This window comes from Vibrio sp. ZF 223 (assembly GCF_003050585.1).
GTDB lineage: Bacteria > Pseudomonadota > Gammaproteobacteria > Enterobacterales > Vibrionaceae > Vibrio > Vibrio crassostreae.
In genome coordinates, this window is record NZ_PIGB01000008.1 from 13,617 (window position 1) to 31,004 (window position 17,388).

The window sequence follows — 17,388 nt, forward strand, 5'->3', positions numbered from 1 at the left end:
CCAAAGGAATGTTTATATGTCTAATCCGCTATTAACCTTCACGGACTTACCTCCGTTTTCACAAATCAAACCTGAGCACGTTAAGCCAGCGGTTGAGCAAGTGATTGAAGCGTGTCGCAACAAGATAGAACAAGTACTTGAAGGTAATACTTCGCCAAGCTGGGACAACCTCGTTGCTCCGATTGAAGAAGTGGATGATCGTTTAGGCCGTATTTGGTCACCAGTAAGCCACATGAACTCTGTTGTGAACAGCGACGAACTGCGTGAAGCGTATGAGAGCTGCCTACCAGTACTGTCTGAATACGGCACTTGGGTTGGCCAACACAAAGGCTTGTTTGAAGCGTACAAAGCGATCAAGGCGAGCGAAGCATTCTCTGCACTGAACCGAGCTCAACAAAAAACCATTACCGATGCTTTGCGTGACTTTGAATTGTCAGGCATTGGCTTGCCTGCAGACGAACAGCATCGTTACGGCGAGATTAGCAAGCGTCAGTCTGAGCTAGGCTCTCAATTCTCAAATAACGTGCTTGATGCAACCATGGGTTGGAGCAAGCAGATTACAGACGTAGCTAAGCTGGCAGGTATGCCTGAATCAGCACTGGCGGCAGCACAAGCAGCAGCTGAATCTAAAGAGCAAGAAGGTTACCTACTGACTCTAGATATCCCATCATATCTACCTGTGATGACCTACTGTGATAACCAAGAACTGCGTAAAGAGCTTTATGAAGCGTACGTAACGCGTGCTTCTGATCGCGGTCCAAATGCAGGTAAATGGGACAACACTGAGATCATCACTGAACAACTTAAGCTGCGTCACGAGATCGCACGCATGCTTGGCTTCAGTTCTTACAGCGAAAAATCACTGTCGACCAAAATGGCTGAAACGCCAGACCAAGTACTTGGTTTCCTAAACGACCTAGCAGTAAAAGCAAAACCGCAAGGTGAACGCGAAGTTGAAGAACTGCGTCAGTTTGCTGAAAAAGAGTTTGGAGTTTCTGAACTAAATCTTTGGGACATCGCTTACTACAGCGAAAAGCAGAAGCAGAACCTGTTCGAGATCTCTGATGAAGAACTTCGTCCTTACTTCCCAGAATCTAATGTGGTTTCAGGCCTGTTTGAAGTACTGAATCGTGTGTTTGGTATGTCGGTAACAGAGCGTGAAGGCGTCGACACATGGCATGAGTCAGTGCGCTTCTTTGATATCTTTGATGCGACAGGAGCACTGCGCGGTAGCTTCTACCTAGACCTATACGCACGTGAGCACAAACGTGGCGGTGCTTGGATGGATGACTGTCGTGGTCGTCGTATTACTGAATCTGGCGAGCTACAAACACCTGTCGCTTACCTAACGTGTAACTTCAACAAGCCTGTTGGTGATAAGCCTGCGCTGTTTACTCACGATGAAGTGGTGACTTTGTTCCACGAGTTTGGCCACGGTATTCACCACATGCTGACTCAGGTAGAAGCAGGTGCGGTTGCTGGCATTAATGGTGTGCCTTGGGATGCGGTTGAGTTACCGAGTCAGTTCCTAGAAAACTGGTGTTGGGAAGAAGAAGCGCTGTCGTTTATCTCTGGTCACTTCGAAACCGGTGAAGCATTACCAAAAGAGATGCTAGAGAAGATGCTAGCGGCGAAGAACTTCCAATCTGCGATGTTTATTCTGCGTCAGTTAGAGCTTGGCCTGTTTGACTTTACACTGCACACAGAATACGACCCAGAAGTGGGTGCTCGCGTACTAGAAACGCTAGCGGATGTGAAATCTAAGGTGTCGGTACTGCCAAGCCTTGATTGGAACCGTTTCTCACACAGCTTTGGTCATATCTTCGCTGGTGGTTACAGCGCAGGTTACTACAGCTACCTATGGGCAGAAGTGCTTTCAGCTGATGCGTTTTCGGCATTTGAAGAAGAGGGTATCTTCAACACTGAAACGGGCAATCGCTTCCTGAATAACATCCTTGAAATGGGTGGCAGTGAAGAGCCTATGGAGCTGTTTAAACGCTTCCGTGGTCGTGAGCCACAAATTGATGCGATGCTGCGCCATGCGGGTATTAGCGCTTAATATTGTGCTGATAAGAATGTAAAAAGAGCCTCCTTGTGAGGCTCTTTTTGTATCTATTTATCAAATGATTATGGGTTAACGTTGCGGTTGATAGGGTTCTGTAATGAAATCAGAGTCTCTGTCGACTGAACTTCATCGATTGCTTGCAGCTTATCGATCAATACAAACTGCAGCTCTTCAATCGACTTACACATCAGCTTTACAAAGATATTGTAAGCTCCAGTGGTGTAGTACGCCTCAACCACTTCATCTAAAGCATTCAGCTTGGCGATCGCTGAGTGGTAATCTTTAGCTGCATTGAGGTTGATACCAATAAAGCAACACACGTCGTACCCCAGTTTTTTGGTGTTTACCACAACCTCGGTACGCTCAATAATGTCGGCCGATCTCATCTTTTCGATACGAACGTGAATCGTCGCAGGGCTGACATCGAACTGCTTTGCCATTTCAGCATAAGGAGTACGTGCATCTTCCATCAAGGTTTTGAGGATGGCACGGTCTAGATCATCGAGACGAGCTGTGGTTGTGGACATGCATAATCCTTAGATTGAATGAAAAACATACCGGCCTGAGTACACATCATAGCCAAGGGTGATAATATTAGCAGTAACTATAGGGTTAGGGTGAATTCAGTGCGATTTTCGTTATTTTTTATTGTGATGTGTTGGAGTGTGTTGGCTTCAGCTCAGACAAAGGATGTATTGGTGATCCACTCCTACCACCAAGGCTTTTTCTGGACAGATGATTTCCATAAAGGATTATCAGATGAGCTCGATCGTGATGGTCTGTCTTATCGTGTCGTTTACCTTGATAGCAAACGATCTCAAAACCCAGAATACCTAGAGCGCGTGTATCAGCTTTATCACACCAAGTTACTGCATGAAGAATTCGCTGCAGTTGTGGTGAGTGATAATAATGCACTGAATCTAATGAAGCGTCTCGCCCCCGATCTCAAAGATACGCCAGTCATCTTTGGCGGCATCAACAATTTCTCCCCTGAAATGATCGAAGGTTTGAACGCGACGGGCATCACCGAAGATATCGACTTAGTTGGCAATATTGAGCTGGTTAAGCGTCTTCAAGCGACCGTAAAGAAAATCTACATTGTTACTGATCACTCGGTCACGGGTGAGGCGATTCGTTCTCAAATCGATTTATTCATCAAAACTCATCCCGATTTTTCTGATCTCGTTGAGCACTATGTGCCGGATTCCTACCAAGAGTTAATGAAATTTTCTCAACGTGCTGACTTAGGCAAGAGCTTGCTGTTTTGGGCGTATTACCGCGATGCACAAGGCAGAGTGAGTACTGATGAAGATTGGCGAAAACTGAATATCAAGACCCAAATTCCATTGTACATGGTGCACGATCTAGGGCTAGGTTTTGGTGCGATTGGTGGTGTGATTCAAAGCGGAGAAACGCAAGGCCGAGACACCGGGCGCGTATTGTTGAGTGTACTGAAAAACCCCAAGGCACCATTGCCATTGGTGGTTGCTGGCGCGCCAGAAATCAAACTTGATTACCAACAGATCTCAAGATGGGGTTTGGGTGCCGAGAATGAAGCCTCGGTGACCTTCCTCAACAAGCCAAAGTCATTTTTAGTACGCTACCGCGATGAAATTCGCACCATAGGTTTGCTGTTTTTGGTTATGTCGTGTGTCATTGCGACCTTGGTGTACTACCTCAATCGCCTAAAGAAAAGTGAACGTGCCAGCCGACAAAGCCAGCTGCTGCTTGAGTCGATATTCGACCAAAGCCTGCAGTTCATGGGGATTATTGATAAGGGCGGTGTGTTGTTGTCGAGTAACAGCAAGCTACATGAGCTGCTTTATAACCAAGGCTATAAGCTGGGAACCCCTCTGCAGCAACATCAGCATTGGGAAGATTCTGCACGAGAAGTGCTAAGTGAATACTTCATCACTAAAAGTGAACACCCAGCCTTACGATTTGAAGCTGAGGTGTGGTGTCGTGATCGTGGTGCGATGGTGTTGGATATTTCATTGAAGCCGATGCCAGGCAATGAGAAGGAAGACACTCAGTTCCTGTTTGAAGCGCGTGACGTGACCTCTCGTAAGCTGGCTGAGAATAAACTGTTCCAGCGCGAAGCGAACCTCAAGTTATATTACGACAAACAACCGGTGATGATGATTACCCTCGATGGCAATAACCGCATCCAACAAGTGAACCAGTTTGCGGAGCAGTTACTAGGTTACCCGCTAGAACAACTATTAGGGCACCGTCCTAGAGAATTCTATGTCGATGAGAACTCAATGATCCCTCGTCATATCTTATTGCAACCTCAACATAAGATTCGTGGCGTATGGCGTCGTGATATTGAATATCGCCATGCTAATGGCAGCACCATCTGGATTCGTGAAAATATTCGCCCGCTGGTTGAGTCTGATCAGCTGTTGATTGTTGGAGAAGACATTACCGAAACTCGTGAGTTGTCGGAAAAGCTAGAATATCAAGCTCGTTATGACTTGCTGACGGACACGTTTAACCGTAACCACTTTGAGCAAGAGCTGCAAAAGGCGCTCAAAGAGGTTGAGAGCCATATGCGAACTCACGCTATGCTGTTCTTGGATTTAGACCAACTTAAGGTCTTGAACGACACCGCAGGGCATGAAGCGGGAGATGCCGCAATCATGTTTAGTGCCAAGCTGCTGGAAGAGGTTCTGCCATACAATGCCGTGTTAGCGCGAATGGGTGGTGACGAATTTGCAGTATTAATGAAAGACTGTACTGAGCGAGATGCGGTGAATGTGTGTCGCAGTATTATCTCGACGATGAGTGAGAACCCATTCTTGTGGGGTGATATTCGCCTTAATCTTACCAGCTCCATTGGTATCCGATTGATTGACCATACTGCGGCCTCACCACAGATGGTGCACGCTCAGGCCGATGCTGCTTGCCATGCTGCTAAAGAGGAAGGGCGTAACCGTTACAACCTTTACCATCAAGATGATGAAGACTTGCGTCGTCGTCACCTAGAGATGGAATGCGTCAATCTAGTGCATGAGGCTTTGGCTAACGATCGCTTAGAGTTGTTTGCTCAGCGCATTCTTGGCCTAGATAAAAACAGCGAGAAAATGCACTTCGAAATCTTGGTTCGCATCAAGAATATCCACGGTGAATATATCTCCCCGGGGATCTTCATGCCAGCCTCAGAGCGCTATAACATCGCGCATTTGATTGACCGCCAAGTCGTGAGTCAAACCTTGAGTTGGTTGGAACAACGACCAGATATCATTGATGAGTTGGGGATGTGTTCAATTAACCTTTCCGGTCACTCGATGGGTAACCGTGAGTTTGTCGAGTTCTTGATAGATAGCCTGAGTGATTCATCGATACCGTGTCATAAGATTTGTTTAGAGATCACCGAAACGGCTGCGATGAGTAACATGAAGCAGGCGATCAAATTCTTCACTCGAATCAAAGAGCTCGGCTGCATGATTGCACTGGATGACTTTGGCTCAGGGCTATCGTCGTTTGGTTATCTGAAAAAACTGCCGGTCGATATTGTGAAGATCGATGGCTTGTTTGTACGTGATATTGATGTCAATGAGATGGACCATGTGATGGTTCGCTCGATCAATGATTTAGCTAAGCAGATGGGTAAACATACCGTGGCTGAGTTCGTTGAAAATACTCAAATCATAGATAAGTTGATCGAGCTTGGTGTGAACTACGCGCAGGGCTACATCATAGGGCGACCTAAGCCGCTTGCAGAGCTCGTTGAAGAGTTAAGACAAGAACGAGAGACAGAGCAATTGGTTTAGGTAAGCCGACTTTAGCTGTGAATACTTTTCACCGCTAATATGTATTGTTGAGGCAATCAGGTAAACTGGTTGCCTCTTTTGTTTTGAATACTACTGTCTGTTGGAGACGACCTTGCAACTACAACTGATTTGCGAAGATGCTACCCAAATCGATCATTTGAATGACTTAGCGACCCGCTGGAACTTATCTCATGATGAAAGCAGTGATTTTGCTTTGGTACTGACTAGTGAGCGACTTGAGCTACGTAAAGTCGATGAGCCTAAGCTTGGCGCTATCTTTGTTGATTTAGTGGGAGGCGCTGTCGGTCACCGACGTAAGTTTGGTGGTGGTAAAGGTCAGGCGATTGCCAAAGCCGCTGGTTTAAACAAAGGCGCAACGCCAACTATCCTCGATGGCACTGCGGGCTTAGGGCGCGATGCGTTTGTGTTGGCTTCTCTAGGTTGTAAGGTACAAATGGTCGAGCGTCACCCCGTTGTGGCAGCACTGCTTGATGATGGCTTGCAGCGAGCGCAACAAGACCCAGACATCGGTGGTTGGGTTAGCGAACGTATGAAGTTGATTCACGCTTCGAGTCACGATGCGCTAGATAAACTCAGTAACGATCCTGATTTCGAACAACCAGACGTGGTGTATCTAGACCCAATGTACCCACACCCAGAGAACAAAAAGAAATCGGCTTTGGTTAAAAAAGAGATGCGCGTATTCCAATCTTTGGTGGGTGCCGATCTGGATGCTGATGGTCTATTTGAGCCGGCGATGAAATTGGCATCGAAGCGCGTTGTGGTCAAAAGACCGGATTACGCAGCTTGGTTAGACGAGCAAAAACCGAGTATGGCGATAGAAACCAAAAAGAACCGCTTTGACGTCTATGTGAAAGCATCAATGACTTAATTGATGCATCAATAACTTAGATACACGCTAAGAAAATTTCCCGTCATAAATACGATAAATTGCCATTTAACACTTGCGATAGTCGCGTTACGGATGTATATCTAACTAAGAATCATTATTATTCTTAGCTGGAGTTGTAGCATGGCTAAACGCTTTTGTAAGTTAAACCGTCGAGATATCACTGAACACTTGGGCGAGATCCACAGCTTGGTGACTGAACCTAAGTTCGTGTGTCGTTCTTGTGCGCGTTCTTCGGCGGATCAAGCGAATCTATGCAAACCAACCGCAATTCCACCTATTGGTTGTCAAAACAAACCCGTTGAAGAGAAAGTCGTATGCGGCCTGTTAGCGGAAACATTACCTGCACCAGAGCTATCGCTTGCAGAAATCAACGAGACAATTGAGCCTAGCGTGCAAATGTTCGATCCAGCCGCAACTGATATTGTTCCTGAGCTTGCAAAAAAAGAGGCAGCACAGAAAAAAGCCAAGTTGAAAAAACTGATGGCGAAGGCGAGTAGTGATGAGAAAGCTGAACTCAAACAAGCGAAGAAAGCAGCTAAGAAACAAGAGAAGTACAACAAAAAGCTCGCGAAGATGATTAAGAAACAGCAAAAGCTGTTTAAGAAAAGCCAGAAACTGGAAAGTGACCTTGAACGCATCAATCTACAACTTGATGATGTCGCCTTCACTGAAACCAAGACTCAGGTAGTGAGCCATAATCACATTCACTGAAGTTGATTCGAATGGTTTATTGCTACAGCGATGATTTAAAAAGAGCGACCTTAGGTCGCTCTTTTGCTTTTTGGGGTTATCCGAGCTAGCTTATGTATCTCGTTCAAATCAGCTAAGCGTTGCTTGCGGATCTTGCTACGCGCTTCTTCACCCAAGTCTCATTGACGAACAAAGAGAACAAGATAACGGCGCCACCAATAGACAATCGAACCAAATCGACATCTCTGTTCCAAATCAGGATATTCACCACAAGACCAGCAGGAACCAATGCATTGTTCATTACCGCCAGTGCACCGGCATTCACCATGCATGCACCTTTATTCCACATAAAGTAACCCAGCCCCGAAGCAATCAAGCCAAGGTAGATCAGGATTCCCCATTGAAGTGTGGTGGTGGGTAGTTTCTCTGGATTGCCCAGTAGCATGAAAGCAACCGAAGCGACACATAGCGCCCCTAAGTAGAAGTAACCAAATATGGTTCGCTGAGGTAACTCGGTCGATTCCTTCTCCATCACAACTTTGTAGCCCACCTGACCGATAGCAAAGCACAGGTTCGCGCCTTGCACGACGAGGAAGCCAACTAAAAAGTTTTCGTTGATGCCTGCGAATTTAATGAATACCGCGCCTAATACCGCAATTGCCGCAGTCACTAGGTACCACGGAGAGAATTGCCCTTTGAGAAAGTCATAAATCAGCGTGACGTAAATTGGCGTGAAAACGGTAAACAAAAGGACTTCAGGAACAGATAGCAGTAAGAAAGACTGATAGTAGAAGCAGTACATCAGGCCAAGCTGGATACCACCAATAGTCATCAATTTAGCGATCAGCTTACGTGATACGCCGCGAAACTTTAGGAAAGGAAGAAATACGACGCCAGCAAGGGCAACACGCATTAAAACAGAGAACCAAGAATCAACCTGACCCGCAAGGTAAACGCCGATCAGGCTAAAGGAGAAGGCCCATAGGAGGGTAACACCAGCTAAATAGCTCATAGTAAAACTTCGTTAATAAGATATGAGCTGTATGTTACCTAACCTTAAATCATTAGTCTTCTGAATCTCTTAGAGGCACGACCAGCATATCAACCGGAGAGGCGTTGATCAGTTGTCGTGTTGAAGAAAGCAGTTTGCTCCAAAAGTCTTGATGGTGACCGCAAACCACGAGATCAACATTGAACTCGTTGATGGTGTCACACAGCTCATGACTCAAATCGCCACTGCCCACCAGGGTATGGGTGATCGGGTATTGAGCGTGCTCCGCAAAATTTTGCAGCTGAATACGAGATGCTTCCATCGCGTTATGTTGCGTTTCGGCCATGTTGATATCAATCAGGCCAGTGTAGAGTTCCGCGTAGTTAATATCGATATGGATAAAAGAGACTTTGGCTTCCAATGGCTTTGCCAATGCTACCGCTTTATCCACAATTAATTTGCTGTCTTCTGATAAATCGACCGCGACCAAAATATGTTTGTAACTCATATCTCTACCTCCTTTATTCATTGTCTGTTTAAAGATTAGCACTATGCGGTGGCTTTTTTTGCTGAAGTGATCTCATATCCACTGTCTTGCGTAATGACAGCTCGAAATATTGGTTAACTAATGGCCTGCGAGATATTCATTAAAAAGTGATATAGTAGAGAAAATTGAGGATGTAATTAGGAGTCTTAAATGCTGTCAAAAACTATGGTTGAGCAACTGAATGATCAAATTAACCTAGAATTTTTCTCATCCAATCTATACTTACAAATGAGTGCTTGGTGTGAAGACAAAGGATTTGAAGGTGCAGCAGAGTTTCTGCGTGTTCATGCAGTAGAAGAAATGGAACATATGCAGCGCCTTTTCACTTACGTAAGCGAAACAGGTGCAATGCCAATTTTGGGTGCAATTGAAGCACCAAAACACGAATTCGAAAGCCTTGGCGCAGTGTTCCGTGAAACTTATGAACATGAGCAGATGATTACTGAAAAGATCAACAAACTGGCTCACGTTGCTTTCAGCACACAAGACTACTCAACCTTTAACTTCCTGCAATGGTACGTTGCAGAGCAACACGAAGAAGAGAAGTTGTTTAAAGGTGTATTGGATAAGCTAGAACTTGTTGGTGAAGACGGTAAGGCACTGTTCTTTATTGATAAAGACCTAGCGCAATTGGCAAAAGATGGTTCATCTTCAATTATGGAAGCTCCTGCCGTTTAGGTAGTACGAGAAAGACACTGATTATCTTTTTCTTTTGAGTTTTCTTATGAAGATGTAGGGAGGAAAGGATGATCAGCGGCGACACTATTCTATTTGCACTAATGGTTGTGACTTGCGTGAACTGGGCGCGTTATTTTACTGCGCTAAGAACGCTCATTTATATTATGCGAGAAGCGCATCCTCTACTTTATCAACAAGTAGACGGAGGCGGTTTTTTCACAACTCATGGCAATATGACCAAACAGGTTCGTCTGTTTAGTTACATCAAAAGCAAAGAGTATCACCATCACCATGATGAAGTGTTCACTTCCAAGTGTGATCGTGTGAGACAGTTATTCATACTCTCTTCCGCCCTTCTGGGTGTAACGTTGCTGGCTTCTTTAATCGTCTAAGTTATTTAGTGCGTGTGAAGTAGAACTTAGTTTTTGGTGTAAAGCTTTGGTTGTTGGTTTGCTAAGCCAAGTCGTGGTTTTGATGTTATCTGCAAATTGTACAATTGAACATCAATTGCAAAGTTTAAAATTGCCGCTAAAATAGCGAGCAATTAGTAAGGATGTGCTGTTTATGCACATCCTTTTTTATTGATGGCATTTCGAGAACAGGGCGTACTCGGGCTGCAAAAGTGAAGAAAAGCAGAACCACATGAGTGAAAAATTTGATGTAATCGTAATTGGTGCGGGCGCCGCGGGCTTAATGTGTGCTGCGGAAGCTGGTAAACGCGGCCGACGAGTGCTGGTGGTTGATCATGCAAAGAAACCAGGCAGAAAAATTTTAATCTCAGGTGGCGGTCGTTGTAACTTCACTAACTATGATGTTTCAGCCAACAACTTCCTGTGTAATAACCCTCACTTCGTGAAGTCAGCTTTATCTCAATACACCAACTGGGATTTTATCTCAATGGTGAGCAAGTACGGTATTGAGTTCGAAGAGCGAGACCACGGCCAATTGTTCTGTGTGAATGACCATACCGCAAAAGACATCGTGAGTATGCTGCTTGACGAGTGTAAGCAGGCGAAAGTTGAGCAGCGTTATCGTTGTGATGTTCATTCTATCGAAAAGACCGATTCTGGCTTCAAGATGCATCTCAATACCGACCAAGTTGAGTGTGACTCACTGGTGGTAGCGACTGGTGGTTTGTCGATGCCTAAGCTGGGCGCAACGCCATTTGGTTACAAGATTGCAGAGCAATTTGGTTTGTCTGTGATGCCAACTACCGCAGGCTTGGTGCCATTCACTCTACATAAAGAAGATAAAGAAGCTTTCGCTGAGCTTTCTGGCATCGCAATTCCTGCCGAGATCACCGCGCAAGACGGAACCTTGTTCAAAGAAGCATTGTTGTTTACTCACCGCGGCCTATCGGGTCCTTCAGTACTGCAAATTTCTTCGTTCTGGAAAGCGGGTCAGTCGGTTTCGATTAATCTAGTTCCAGAAGTAGACGTTGCCGAGCTACTTGAAAATTCTCGCGAGAAACACCCAAATCAAAGCCTGAAAAATACCTTAGCGAAAGCATTACCAAAGCGTTTTGTTGAGGTGTTGATTGACCGTAAAGAGCTGGAAGACAAGCCGCTTAAACAGTTCAACGAAAAGCAGCTTAGTGGCATTGTTGAGCACCTAGAGAACTGGAAAATTGCGCCAAATGGCACTGAAGGCTACCGAACGGCCGAAGTAACTCTAGGTGGCGTGGACACCAATCACCTATCTTCAAAAACCATGGAATGTAAGAGCGTCTCTGGCCTCTACTTCATCGGTGAAGTGATGGACGTAACAGGCTGGCTTGGAGGTTATAACTTCCAGTGGTGCTGGAGTTCTGGCTTTGCAGCAGGTCAGTGGGTTTAAGCTTACCCATAGATTTAAAATTACATAAAAATGGCGAGTCATACGACTCGCCATTTTTGTATCTAGTTTAGCGTTAAAAGTAACTCAATTGATGACTTTCTCGATCAATCGAGTCTTTTCGCTCTTATTTACGCAGTTTTGTTTTTTGAAAATTTGATCTGTTGAACCACTAAACCAGCAATGATCAGTACCAAGCCAAACAGTGTCGCTGGGTGAATTTCTTCGCCGATAATCGTGGAAAGTAGCATCAACGAGATAAATGGTGATGCGAAAATCAGGTTGCTGATACGAGCTGTGTTGTTGGTTAGCTTGAGTGCTGATAACCACAATACAAAGGTAATTCCCATCTCGAATAGGCCAACGTAAGTCACCGCCATCCAGCCCTTCGCCGTGATTTGGCTAAAGCTTTCGCCCTCAAAAATGGTTAAACCGATCGCGAATGGCAATGCCACTAAGAAACCAAGCAGTACACCCACCACAGGATCTGCCTTGTTTTTGGTGTTGAGAATCCAGTATCCCGCCCAAAGCAAAGTTGAAAGCAGCGCTAGCGCCACACCGAGTGGGCTATCGAACTGCATTCCTAACACGTCGCCTTTGGTCGCAATAACTACCACACCCGCATAGCTGAAGGTACACGCAATCCAATCTTGTTTACGAATCTTTTGCCCTAGAAAAACCGCTGCCATTAAGGTTAGCGTGATCGCCCAGCTGTAGTTGATGGCTTGAGCTTGTGAAGCGGGAAGCAGGTCGTATGCTTTGAATAGAATCAGGTAATAGGCCAATGGGTTGACCAAGCCGAGCAGTAAGTAATACCAAGGGTTTGAAAGGAACGTAGTACTCAGCTGAGAAAGCTTGCCCTGAAAGGCGCAGACTGCGATCAGCGCAATCGACGACACAATGCTAGCGATAGTCAGCATTTGAATAGGTGAAAACTCAGCAAGGGTCAGCTTAAAAGCAGTAGCGACCGTTGACCACAGCAGTACTGCGGAAAGGCCAAAGCCTAAGGCACGACGTTCGTTCATGGCAACTCATTTTAATTTGATGGGACAGAATACGGAGCGCCTAGTCTATCTGTCGAATTTTAATACGGCAAACTGGACATTTATCCAGTATCAAAATACCATTTAATGAGTTATTTCCAATTAGGCTAAATCATTATCATGCAATGGATTATCGAACATCAGGCAACGCTTATTGCTGCAATTTCTGGCGCGCTCGTCAGCGGTGGCGTCGTGGGTTGGTGGATTAAACAGAAGCTCTCTTTTCAGCAGCGATTGCTCGAGCAGCAGCTAGAGTCCGATCGTTTGTTGCATGAATCTCAGCAAGCTCAGCTCAAATCATCACTCGCAGAGGCGCAACAAGAACTCAATGAGTTAGATGATGACCGAGACAAAGCGGCATTCGAGCTCAAGCAAGCACACGGTAAGGTGATGGCTGCGATGGAAAAGCTGCGCTACTTTGAGGCAGTAAAGCAAGAGCGCCAGCAGTACGCTGATGAGATCAATGTGCTGAAAGACCATAAATCTGAATTGGAAGCCGAACTGCGCGAACAAGAAGCAAGGCATGATCAAGAAAACCTCGCCAATAGCGAAAAGCTGCAGTTGCTAGAACAAGCTGAATCTCGACTTAAGCAGCAGTTTGAATTGTTAGCGAACCAACTTTTTGAGAGTAAAACCGCCAAGGTCGATCAGCAGAACAAGCAGAGCCTAGAAGGTTTGTTGTCTCCACTAAGAGAGCAGTTGGAAGGCTTTAAGAAGCAGGTTAACGATAGCTTTAGCCAAGAAGCCAAAGAGCGCCATACCTTAGTGCATGAGCTGAAAAACCTGCAGCGCCTTAATGAAAGCATGACGCGTGAAGCGGTTAACCTGACTCAAGCACTAAAGGGCGATAACAAACAACAAGGTAACTGGGGTGAAGTGGTACTGGCTCGCGTGCTTGCTGAATCAGGGCTGCGCGAAGGTCACGAATACCAAACGCAAGTGAACCTACAGAACGATGCAGGTAAGCGCTATCAGCCGGATGTGATTGTGCATTTGCCACAAGATAAGCAAGTAGTGGTGGATTCTAAAATGGCATTGGTCGCGTTTGAGCGTTACTTCAATGCCGAAACCGATCAACAGCGTGATGCCGCATTGCGTGATCATTTGGCTTCATTGCGAGCGCATATTAAAGGCTTGAGCCAGAAAGATTATCATCAGCTCAAAGGCATACAGAGCCTGGATTACGTGTTGATGTTTATCCCGGTTGAGCCAGCATTCCAAGTGGCGATTCAGGCTGATCCTAGCTTGGTGAAAGATGCGATGGAGCAAAACATCATCTTGGTCAGCCCAACCACCCTGCTGGTGGCACTGCGTACCATTGATAATCTTTGGCGCAACGACAGACAGAACCAAAATGCACAAGTTATCGCGGAACGTGCGAGCAAGCTTTACGACAAGCTGCGCCTGTTTGTTGATGATATGGAAGGCCTTGGCAGCTCACTTGATAGAGCCAACCAAAGTTATCAAGGGGCGATGAATAAGCTAGTGACAGGGCGAGGCAACGTGATTCGTCAGGCCGAAAGCTTCAAGCAATTGGGTGTTGAAGTGAAGAAACCGATCTCGATTGGTTTGGCTGAAATGGCGCAAAATGAGGCTTTTTCAGAAAATGCCTCCTTAGTAGAAAGACAACCTGCTGAGGATAAAGTAAACTAATCGGCCGCAGCGCCTCTAAATACAAAGAGCGCTGTCGATGAGAACTTACCATGGTAGATAACAGCATTATGGACACAAGCGTGCAGACAAATTCAGCAGTAGAGTCAGAAACCACACACTTTGGTTTCGAAACAGTCGCAAAAGACGAAAAAGTCGCGAAAGTAGCAGAGGTATTTCACTCTGTAGCCGCTAAATACGACATCATGAATGACTTAATGTCGGGTGGTGTTCACCGCTTGTGGAAGCGATTCACGATTGATTGTAGTGGCGTGCGCCCGGGTCAACGTATCCTAGACCTTGGTGGTGGTACCGGTGACCTGACTGCGAAGTTCTCGCGTATCGTTGGTGAAAAAGGCCACGTGGTTCTTGCTGATATCAACAACTCAATGCTGAATGTTGGCCGTGATAAGCTGCGTGATAGCGGCATTGTTGGCAACGTACACTATGTACAAGCGAACGCTGAAGAGTTGCCTTTCCCGGATAACTACTTCGATTGCATTACCATCAGCTTCTGTCTGCGTAATGTAACCGATAAAGACCAAGCGCTGCGTTCAATGTACCGCGTGCTTAAGCCGGGTGGTCGTCTGTTGGTTCTTGAGTTTTCTAAGCCAGTGCTTGAGCCACTATCAAAGGTTTACGACGCATACTCTTTCCACCTATTGCCAAAAATGGGTGAGCTGATTGCTAACGATGCAGATAGCTACCGTTACCTTGCAGAATCTATCCGCATGCACCCTAACCAAGAGACTTTGGAAGGCATGATGCAGGAAGCGGGTTTCGAGAATACTAAATATTTCAACCTAACGGGCGGCATTGTTGCGCTGCACCGCGGTTACAAGTTCTAGTCGAACTTGGTAGCAGGCTCGTTGAGCGTGCTAAACAATAAGAATAAAGACAGAACGGATAGGTTAAGGCTTATCCGTTTTCAAAGGTAAGGACAGTCATGCCATTTGATCCATTGGTAACCGCGGTTATTGAAACCTCTTTAAATACTTTCGTGAACGATGATCCAGCTTTGGTTCGTCGTTTGTCTCGTTTAAAGGGGCAGATCATTCAAGTTAATTTGAAAGAGTTGAATAAAACACTCACTTTCGTTTTCAGCCAACAAATTGATGTGTTGTCGGAATACGAAGGGCAGCCTGATTGCTACCTATCTTTGAATTTATCGGTGTTACCGGAACTGCGTGAGCAATCGAACATCACCAAGCTGATCAAGCAAGATAAGCTGATCTTAGAGGGTGATATTCAACTGGCTCAGAAATTTGCTCAACTGATGACAGACTGCAAGCCTGACTTGGAAGAGTGGTTATCGCGCGTAACAGGTGATGTGGTTGCTCATACCTTGGTCCAAGGCGTTAAAAACGTCGGTGGTTTTGTGGCAAAGCAAGCCAGCAAACATCAAAGCCATGTTGCTCAAGTTCTGACTGAAGAGTGGAAGATCGCACCAGCACCGTTAGAAGTCGCGCACTTTTGCGATCAAGTTGATGACGTGAAAAGCTCTGCAGCACGCCTTGAAGCTAAGTTGAACGCCCTGTTGGAGAAAGCATGACCCCAACAGAACTGAAACGTCTTTATCATATTATCAAGGTACAGTTGGAATATGGCCTTGATGAATTGATGCCAGAGCACCAATTGACCAAAGCCCCTTTATTGGCGCGAAAGTCACTGTTTTGGCTTAAAAATAAGCATCAAGATAAAGAGTTGGGTCATCGCTTACGTCTAGCGCTGCAAGAGCTTGGCCCTGTATGGATCAAGTTCGGACAGATGATGTCGACACGTCGCGATCTGTTCCCTCCTCATATCGCGGATCAGTTGGCATTGTTGCAAGACCAAGTTGCGCCATTCGATGGTCAATTGGCTAAACAAGATATGGAAAAGGCGCTCGGTGGCAGTTTAGATAACTGGTTTACCGACTTTGATATCGAGCCTCTGGCTTCTGCTTCTATCGCTCAGGTGCATACCGCAAAGCTTAAAGAGAGCGGTCGTGAGATTGTTCTCAAGGTAATTCGACCTGATATTCGCCCGGTGATTGACGCAGATCTAAAACTGATGCACCGAATGGCGCGTATAGTCGCTAAGTCGCTTCCTGAAGCACGTCGTTTGAAACCTGTTGAGGTGGTTCATGAGTACGAGAAAACCTTACTTGATGAACTAGACCTGCGCCGTGAGGCGGCCAATGCGATTCAACTGCGACGTAATTTTGAAGGCAGTGAAGAGCTGTATGTTCCAGAGGTTATCCCTGATTTAAGCAGTGAAACCTTGATGGTGTCAGAGCGAATCTATGGTATTCAGGTTTCGGATATTGAGACGTTAAACTCCAACGGCACCAACATGAAATTGCTCGCGGAACGTGGTGTGACCGTATTCTTCACCCAAGTATTTCGAGACAGCTTTTTCCATGCAGACATGCACCCGGGTAACGTATTCGTTAACCCAGAAAATCCAGATAACCCGCAGTGGATTGGTTTGGATTGTGGCATTGTCGGCACACTCAACAGTGAAGATAAGCGTTATTTAGCAGAAAACCTGCTGGCTTTCTTCAACCGAGATTATCGTAAAGTCGCTGAGCTGCACGTTGATTCGGGGTGGGTGCCACACAACACCAACGTTAACGACTTTGAGTTCGCGATTCGCATGGTGTGTGAGCCAATTTTTGCAAAACCACTTGGCGAGATCTCATTTGGCCATGTGTTGCTAAACTTATTTAATACAGCAAGACGTTTCAACATGGAGGTTCAACCTCAGTTGGTGCTTCTGCAGAAGACCTTGTTGTATGTGGAAGGCCTAGGCCGCCAGTTGTATCCGCAGCTTGATTTGTGGGCAACCGCCAAGCCTTTCCTTGAAACCTGGATGATGAATCAGGTGGGGCCGCAAGCTGTGATTAACGCAGTAAAAGAGCGCGCGCCATTCTGGGCAGAAAAACTGCCAGAGCTGCCAGAGCTACTTTATGACAGCTTGCGCCAAGGTAAAGCGATGAACCACAGAATGGATCAGCTTTATCAAGGTTACCGAGATAGTAAGCGTCAGCAAGCAACTGGAAAGTTTTTGTTTGGCGTTGGAGCCACTTTAGTCGTATGCTCCGCAATATTAGTTTCAAGCCCTTATGAGCAGCTATCTATGGGCTGTGGCATCGCAGGTGTCACATTTTGGTTGCTTAGTTGGCGAGCTTACCGTCGTTAGACAGTAGACTCTCTTAATA

Annotated in this window: 15 protein-coding genes; 11 read left to right on the forward strand and 4 right to left on the reverse strand. The window is 45.9% G+C overall.

The features are described 5' to 3' along the window. The first annotated feature begins 16 nt into the window (after positions 1–16). Positions 17–2,059: an oligopeptidase A gene (prlC, locus tag CWO13_RS15460; protein ID WP_108083162.1), complete on the forward strand. Its 2,043-nt coding sequence runs from the start codon at positions 17–19 to the stop codon at positions 2,057–2,059. 68 nt (positions 2,060–2,127) lie between these two features. Here prlC and asnC read toward each other — a convergent pair whose 3' ends face one another. Beyond that, positions 2,128–2,592, reverse strand: a complete 465-nt coding sequence (asnC, locus tag CWO13_RS15465; protein ID WP_008218581.1) for a transcriptional regulator AsnC — start codon at positions 2,590–2,592, stop codon at positions 2,128–2,130. Between the two features lie 126 nt (positions 2,593–2,718). Between asnC and CWO13_RS15470 the strand changes: the two genes are divergently transcribed. The 3 genes from CWO13_RS15470 (at position 2,719) to CWO13_RS15480 (ending at position 7,465) form a co-directional block, all read left to right on the forward strand. Further along, positions 2,719–5,841 carry an EAL domain-containing protein gene (locus CWO13_RS15470; RefSeq protein ID WP_108083163.1) on the forward strand — a complete coding sequence of 1,041 codons (3,123 nt, stop codon included), beginning with the start codon at positions 2,719–2,721 and terminating at the stop codon, positions 5,839–5,841. 112 nt (positions 5,842–5,953) lie between these two features. Next, positions 5,954–6,733 carry a class I SAM-dependent methyltransferase gene (locus tag CWO13_RS15475; RefSeq protein ID WP_017060146.1) on the forward strand — a complete coding sequence of 260 codons (780 nt, stop codon included), beginning with the start codon at positions 5,954–5,956 and terminating at the stop codon, positions 6,731–6,733. A gap of 141 nt (positions 6,734–6,874) precedes the next feature. Next, positions 6,875–7,465 carry a hypothetical protein gene (locus CWO13_RS15480; RefSeq protein WP_108083164.1) on the forward strand — a complete coding sequence of 197 codons (591 nt, stop codon included), beginning with the start codon at positions 6,875–6,877 and terminating at the stop codon, positions 7,463–7,465. Positions 7,466–7,577: 112 nt separating this feature from the next. Here CWO13_RS15480 and CWO13_RS15485 read toward each other — a convergent pair whose 3' ends face one another. Together CWO13_RS15485 and uspA are read right to left on the reverse strand one after the other, a co-directional pair. Further along, positions 7,578–8,456 (reverse strand): carboxylate/amino acid/amine transporter, encoded by an 879-nt coding sequence (locus tag CWO13_RS15485; RefSeq protein WP_102479131.1) that lies wholly within the window; start codon positions 8,454–8,456, stop codon positions 7,578–7,580. 52 nt (positions 8,457–8,508) lie between these two features. Then, positions 8,509–8,943 carry a universal stress protein UspA gene (gene uspA, locus CWO13_RS15490; RefSeq protein ID WP_017060149.1) on the reverse strand — a complete coding sequence of 145 codons (435 nt, stop codon included), beginning with the start codon at positions 8,941–8,943 and terminating at the stop codon, positions 8,509–8,511. 189 nt (positions 8,944–9,132) lie between these two features. On the opposite strand from uspA, the gene ftnA reads away from it, so the two are divergent. From ftnA to CWO13_RS15505, 3 genes are all read left to right on the forward strand, one after another. Then, on the forward strand, positions 9,133–9,660 hold the full coding sequence (ftnA, locus tag CWO13_RS15495; RefSeq protein WP_017066029.1) for a non-heme ferritin: 528 nt from the start codon (positions 9,133–9,135) through the stop codon (positions 9,658–9,660). A 68-nt stretch (positions 9,661–9,728) separates the two neighbouring features. Continuing rightward, positions 9,729–10,052 (forward strand): universal stress protein UspB, encoded by a 324-nt coding sequence (gene uspB / locus CWO13_RS15500; RefSeq protein ID WP_108083165.1) that lies wholly within the window; start codon positions 9,729–9,731, stop codon positions 10,050–10,052. Between the two features lie 250 nt (positions 10,053–10,302). After that, positions 10,303–11,496: an NAD(P)/FAD-dependent oxidoreductase gene (locus tag CWO13_RS15505; RefSeq protein ID WP_102432217.1), complete on the forward strand. Its 1,194-nt coding sequence runs from the start codon at positions 10,303–10,305 to the stop codon at positions 11,494–11,496. A gap of 128 nt (positions 11,497–11,624) precedes the next feature. Here the strand turns inward: CWO13_RS15505 and CWO13_RS15510 are convergent, their stop codons facing one another. Then, complete coding sequence (locus CWO13_RS15510; RefSeq protein ID WP_102432216.1) at positions 11,625–12,518, reverse strand: DMT family transporter; 894 nt, start codon at positions 12,516–12,518, stop codon at positions 11,625–11,627. A 138-nt stretch (positions 12,519–12,656) separates the two neighbouring features. Between CWO13_RS15510 and rmuC the strand changes: the two genes are divergently transcribed. From rmuC to ubiB, 4 genes are all read left to right on the forward strand, one after another. Further along, a complete protein-coding gene (gene rmuC, locus CWO13_RS15515; protein ID WP_102432215.1) occupies positions 12,657–14,189 on the forward strand; it encodes a DNA recombination protein RmuC in 1,533 nt (510 codons plus the stop codon). Between the two features lie 65 nt (positions 14,190–14,254). Next, complete coding sequence (gene ubiE / locus CWO13_RS15520; protein ID WP_026012235.1) at positions 14,255–15,034, forward strand: bifunctional demethylmenaquinone methyltransferase/2-methoxy-6-polyprenyl-1,4-benzoquinol methylase UbiE; 780 nt, start codon at positions 14,255–14,257, stop codon at positions 15,032–15,034. Between the two features lie 98 nt (positions 15,035–15,132). Then, the gene (locus CWO13_RS15525) at positions 15,133–15,738 is read left to right on the forward strand and encodes a ubiquinone biosynthesis accessory factor UbiJ (RefSeq protein WP_102432214.1); all 606 of its coding nucleotides are present in this window, start codon (positions 15,133–15,135) and stop codon (positions 15,736–15,738) included. After that, complete coding sequence (gene ubiB, locus CWO13_RS15530) at positions 15,735–17,369, forward strand: ubiquinone biosynthesis regulatory protein kinase UbiB (RefSeq protein ID WP_102432213.1); 1,635 nt, start codon at positions 15,735–15,737, stop codon at positions 17,367–17,369. Before CWO13_RS15525 ends, ubiB begins: the two co-directional genes overlap by 4 nt. Positions 17,370–17,388 lie beyond the last annotated feature (19 nt).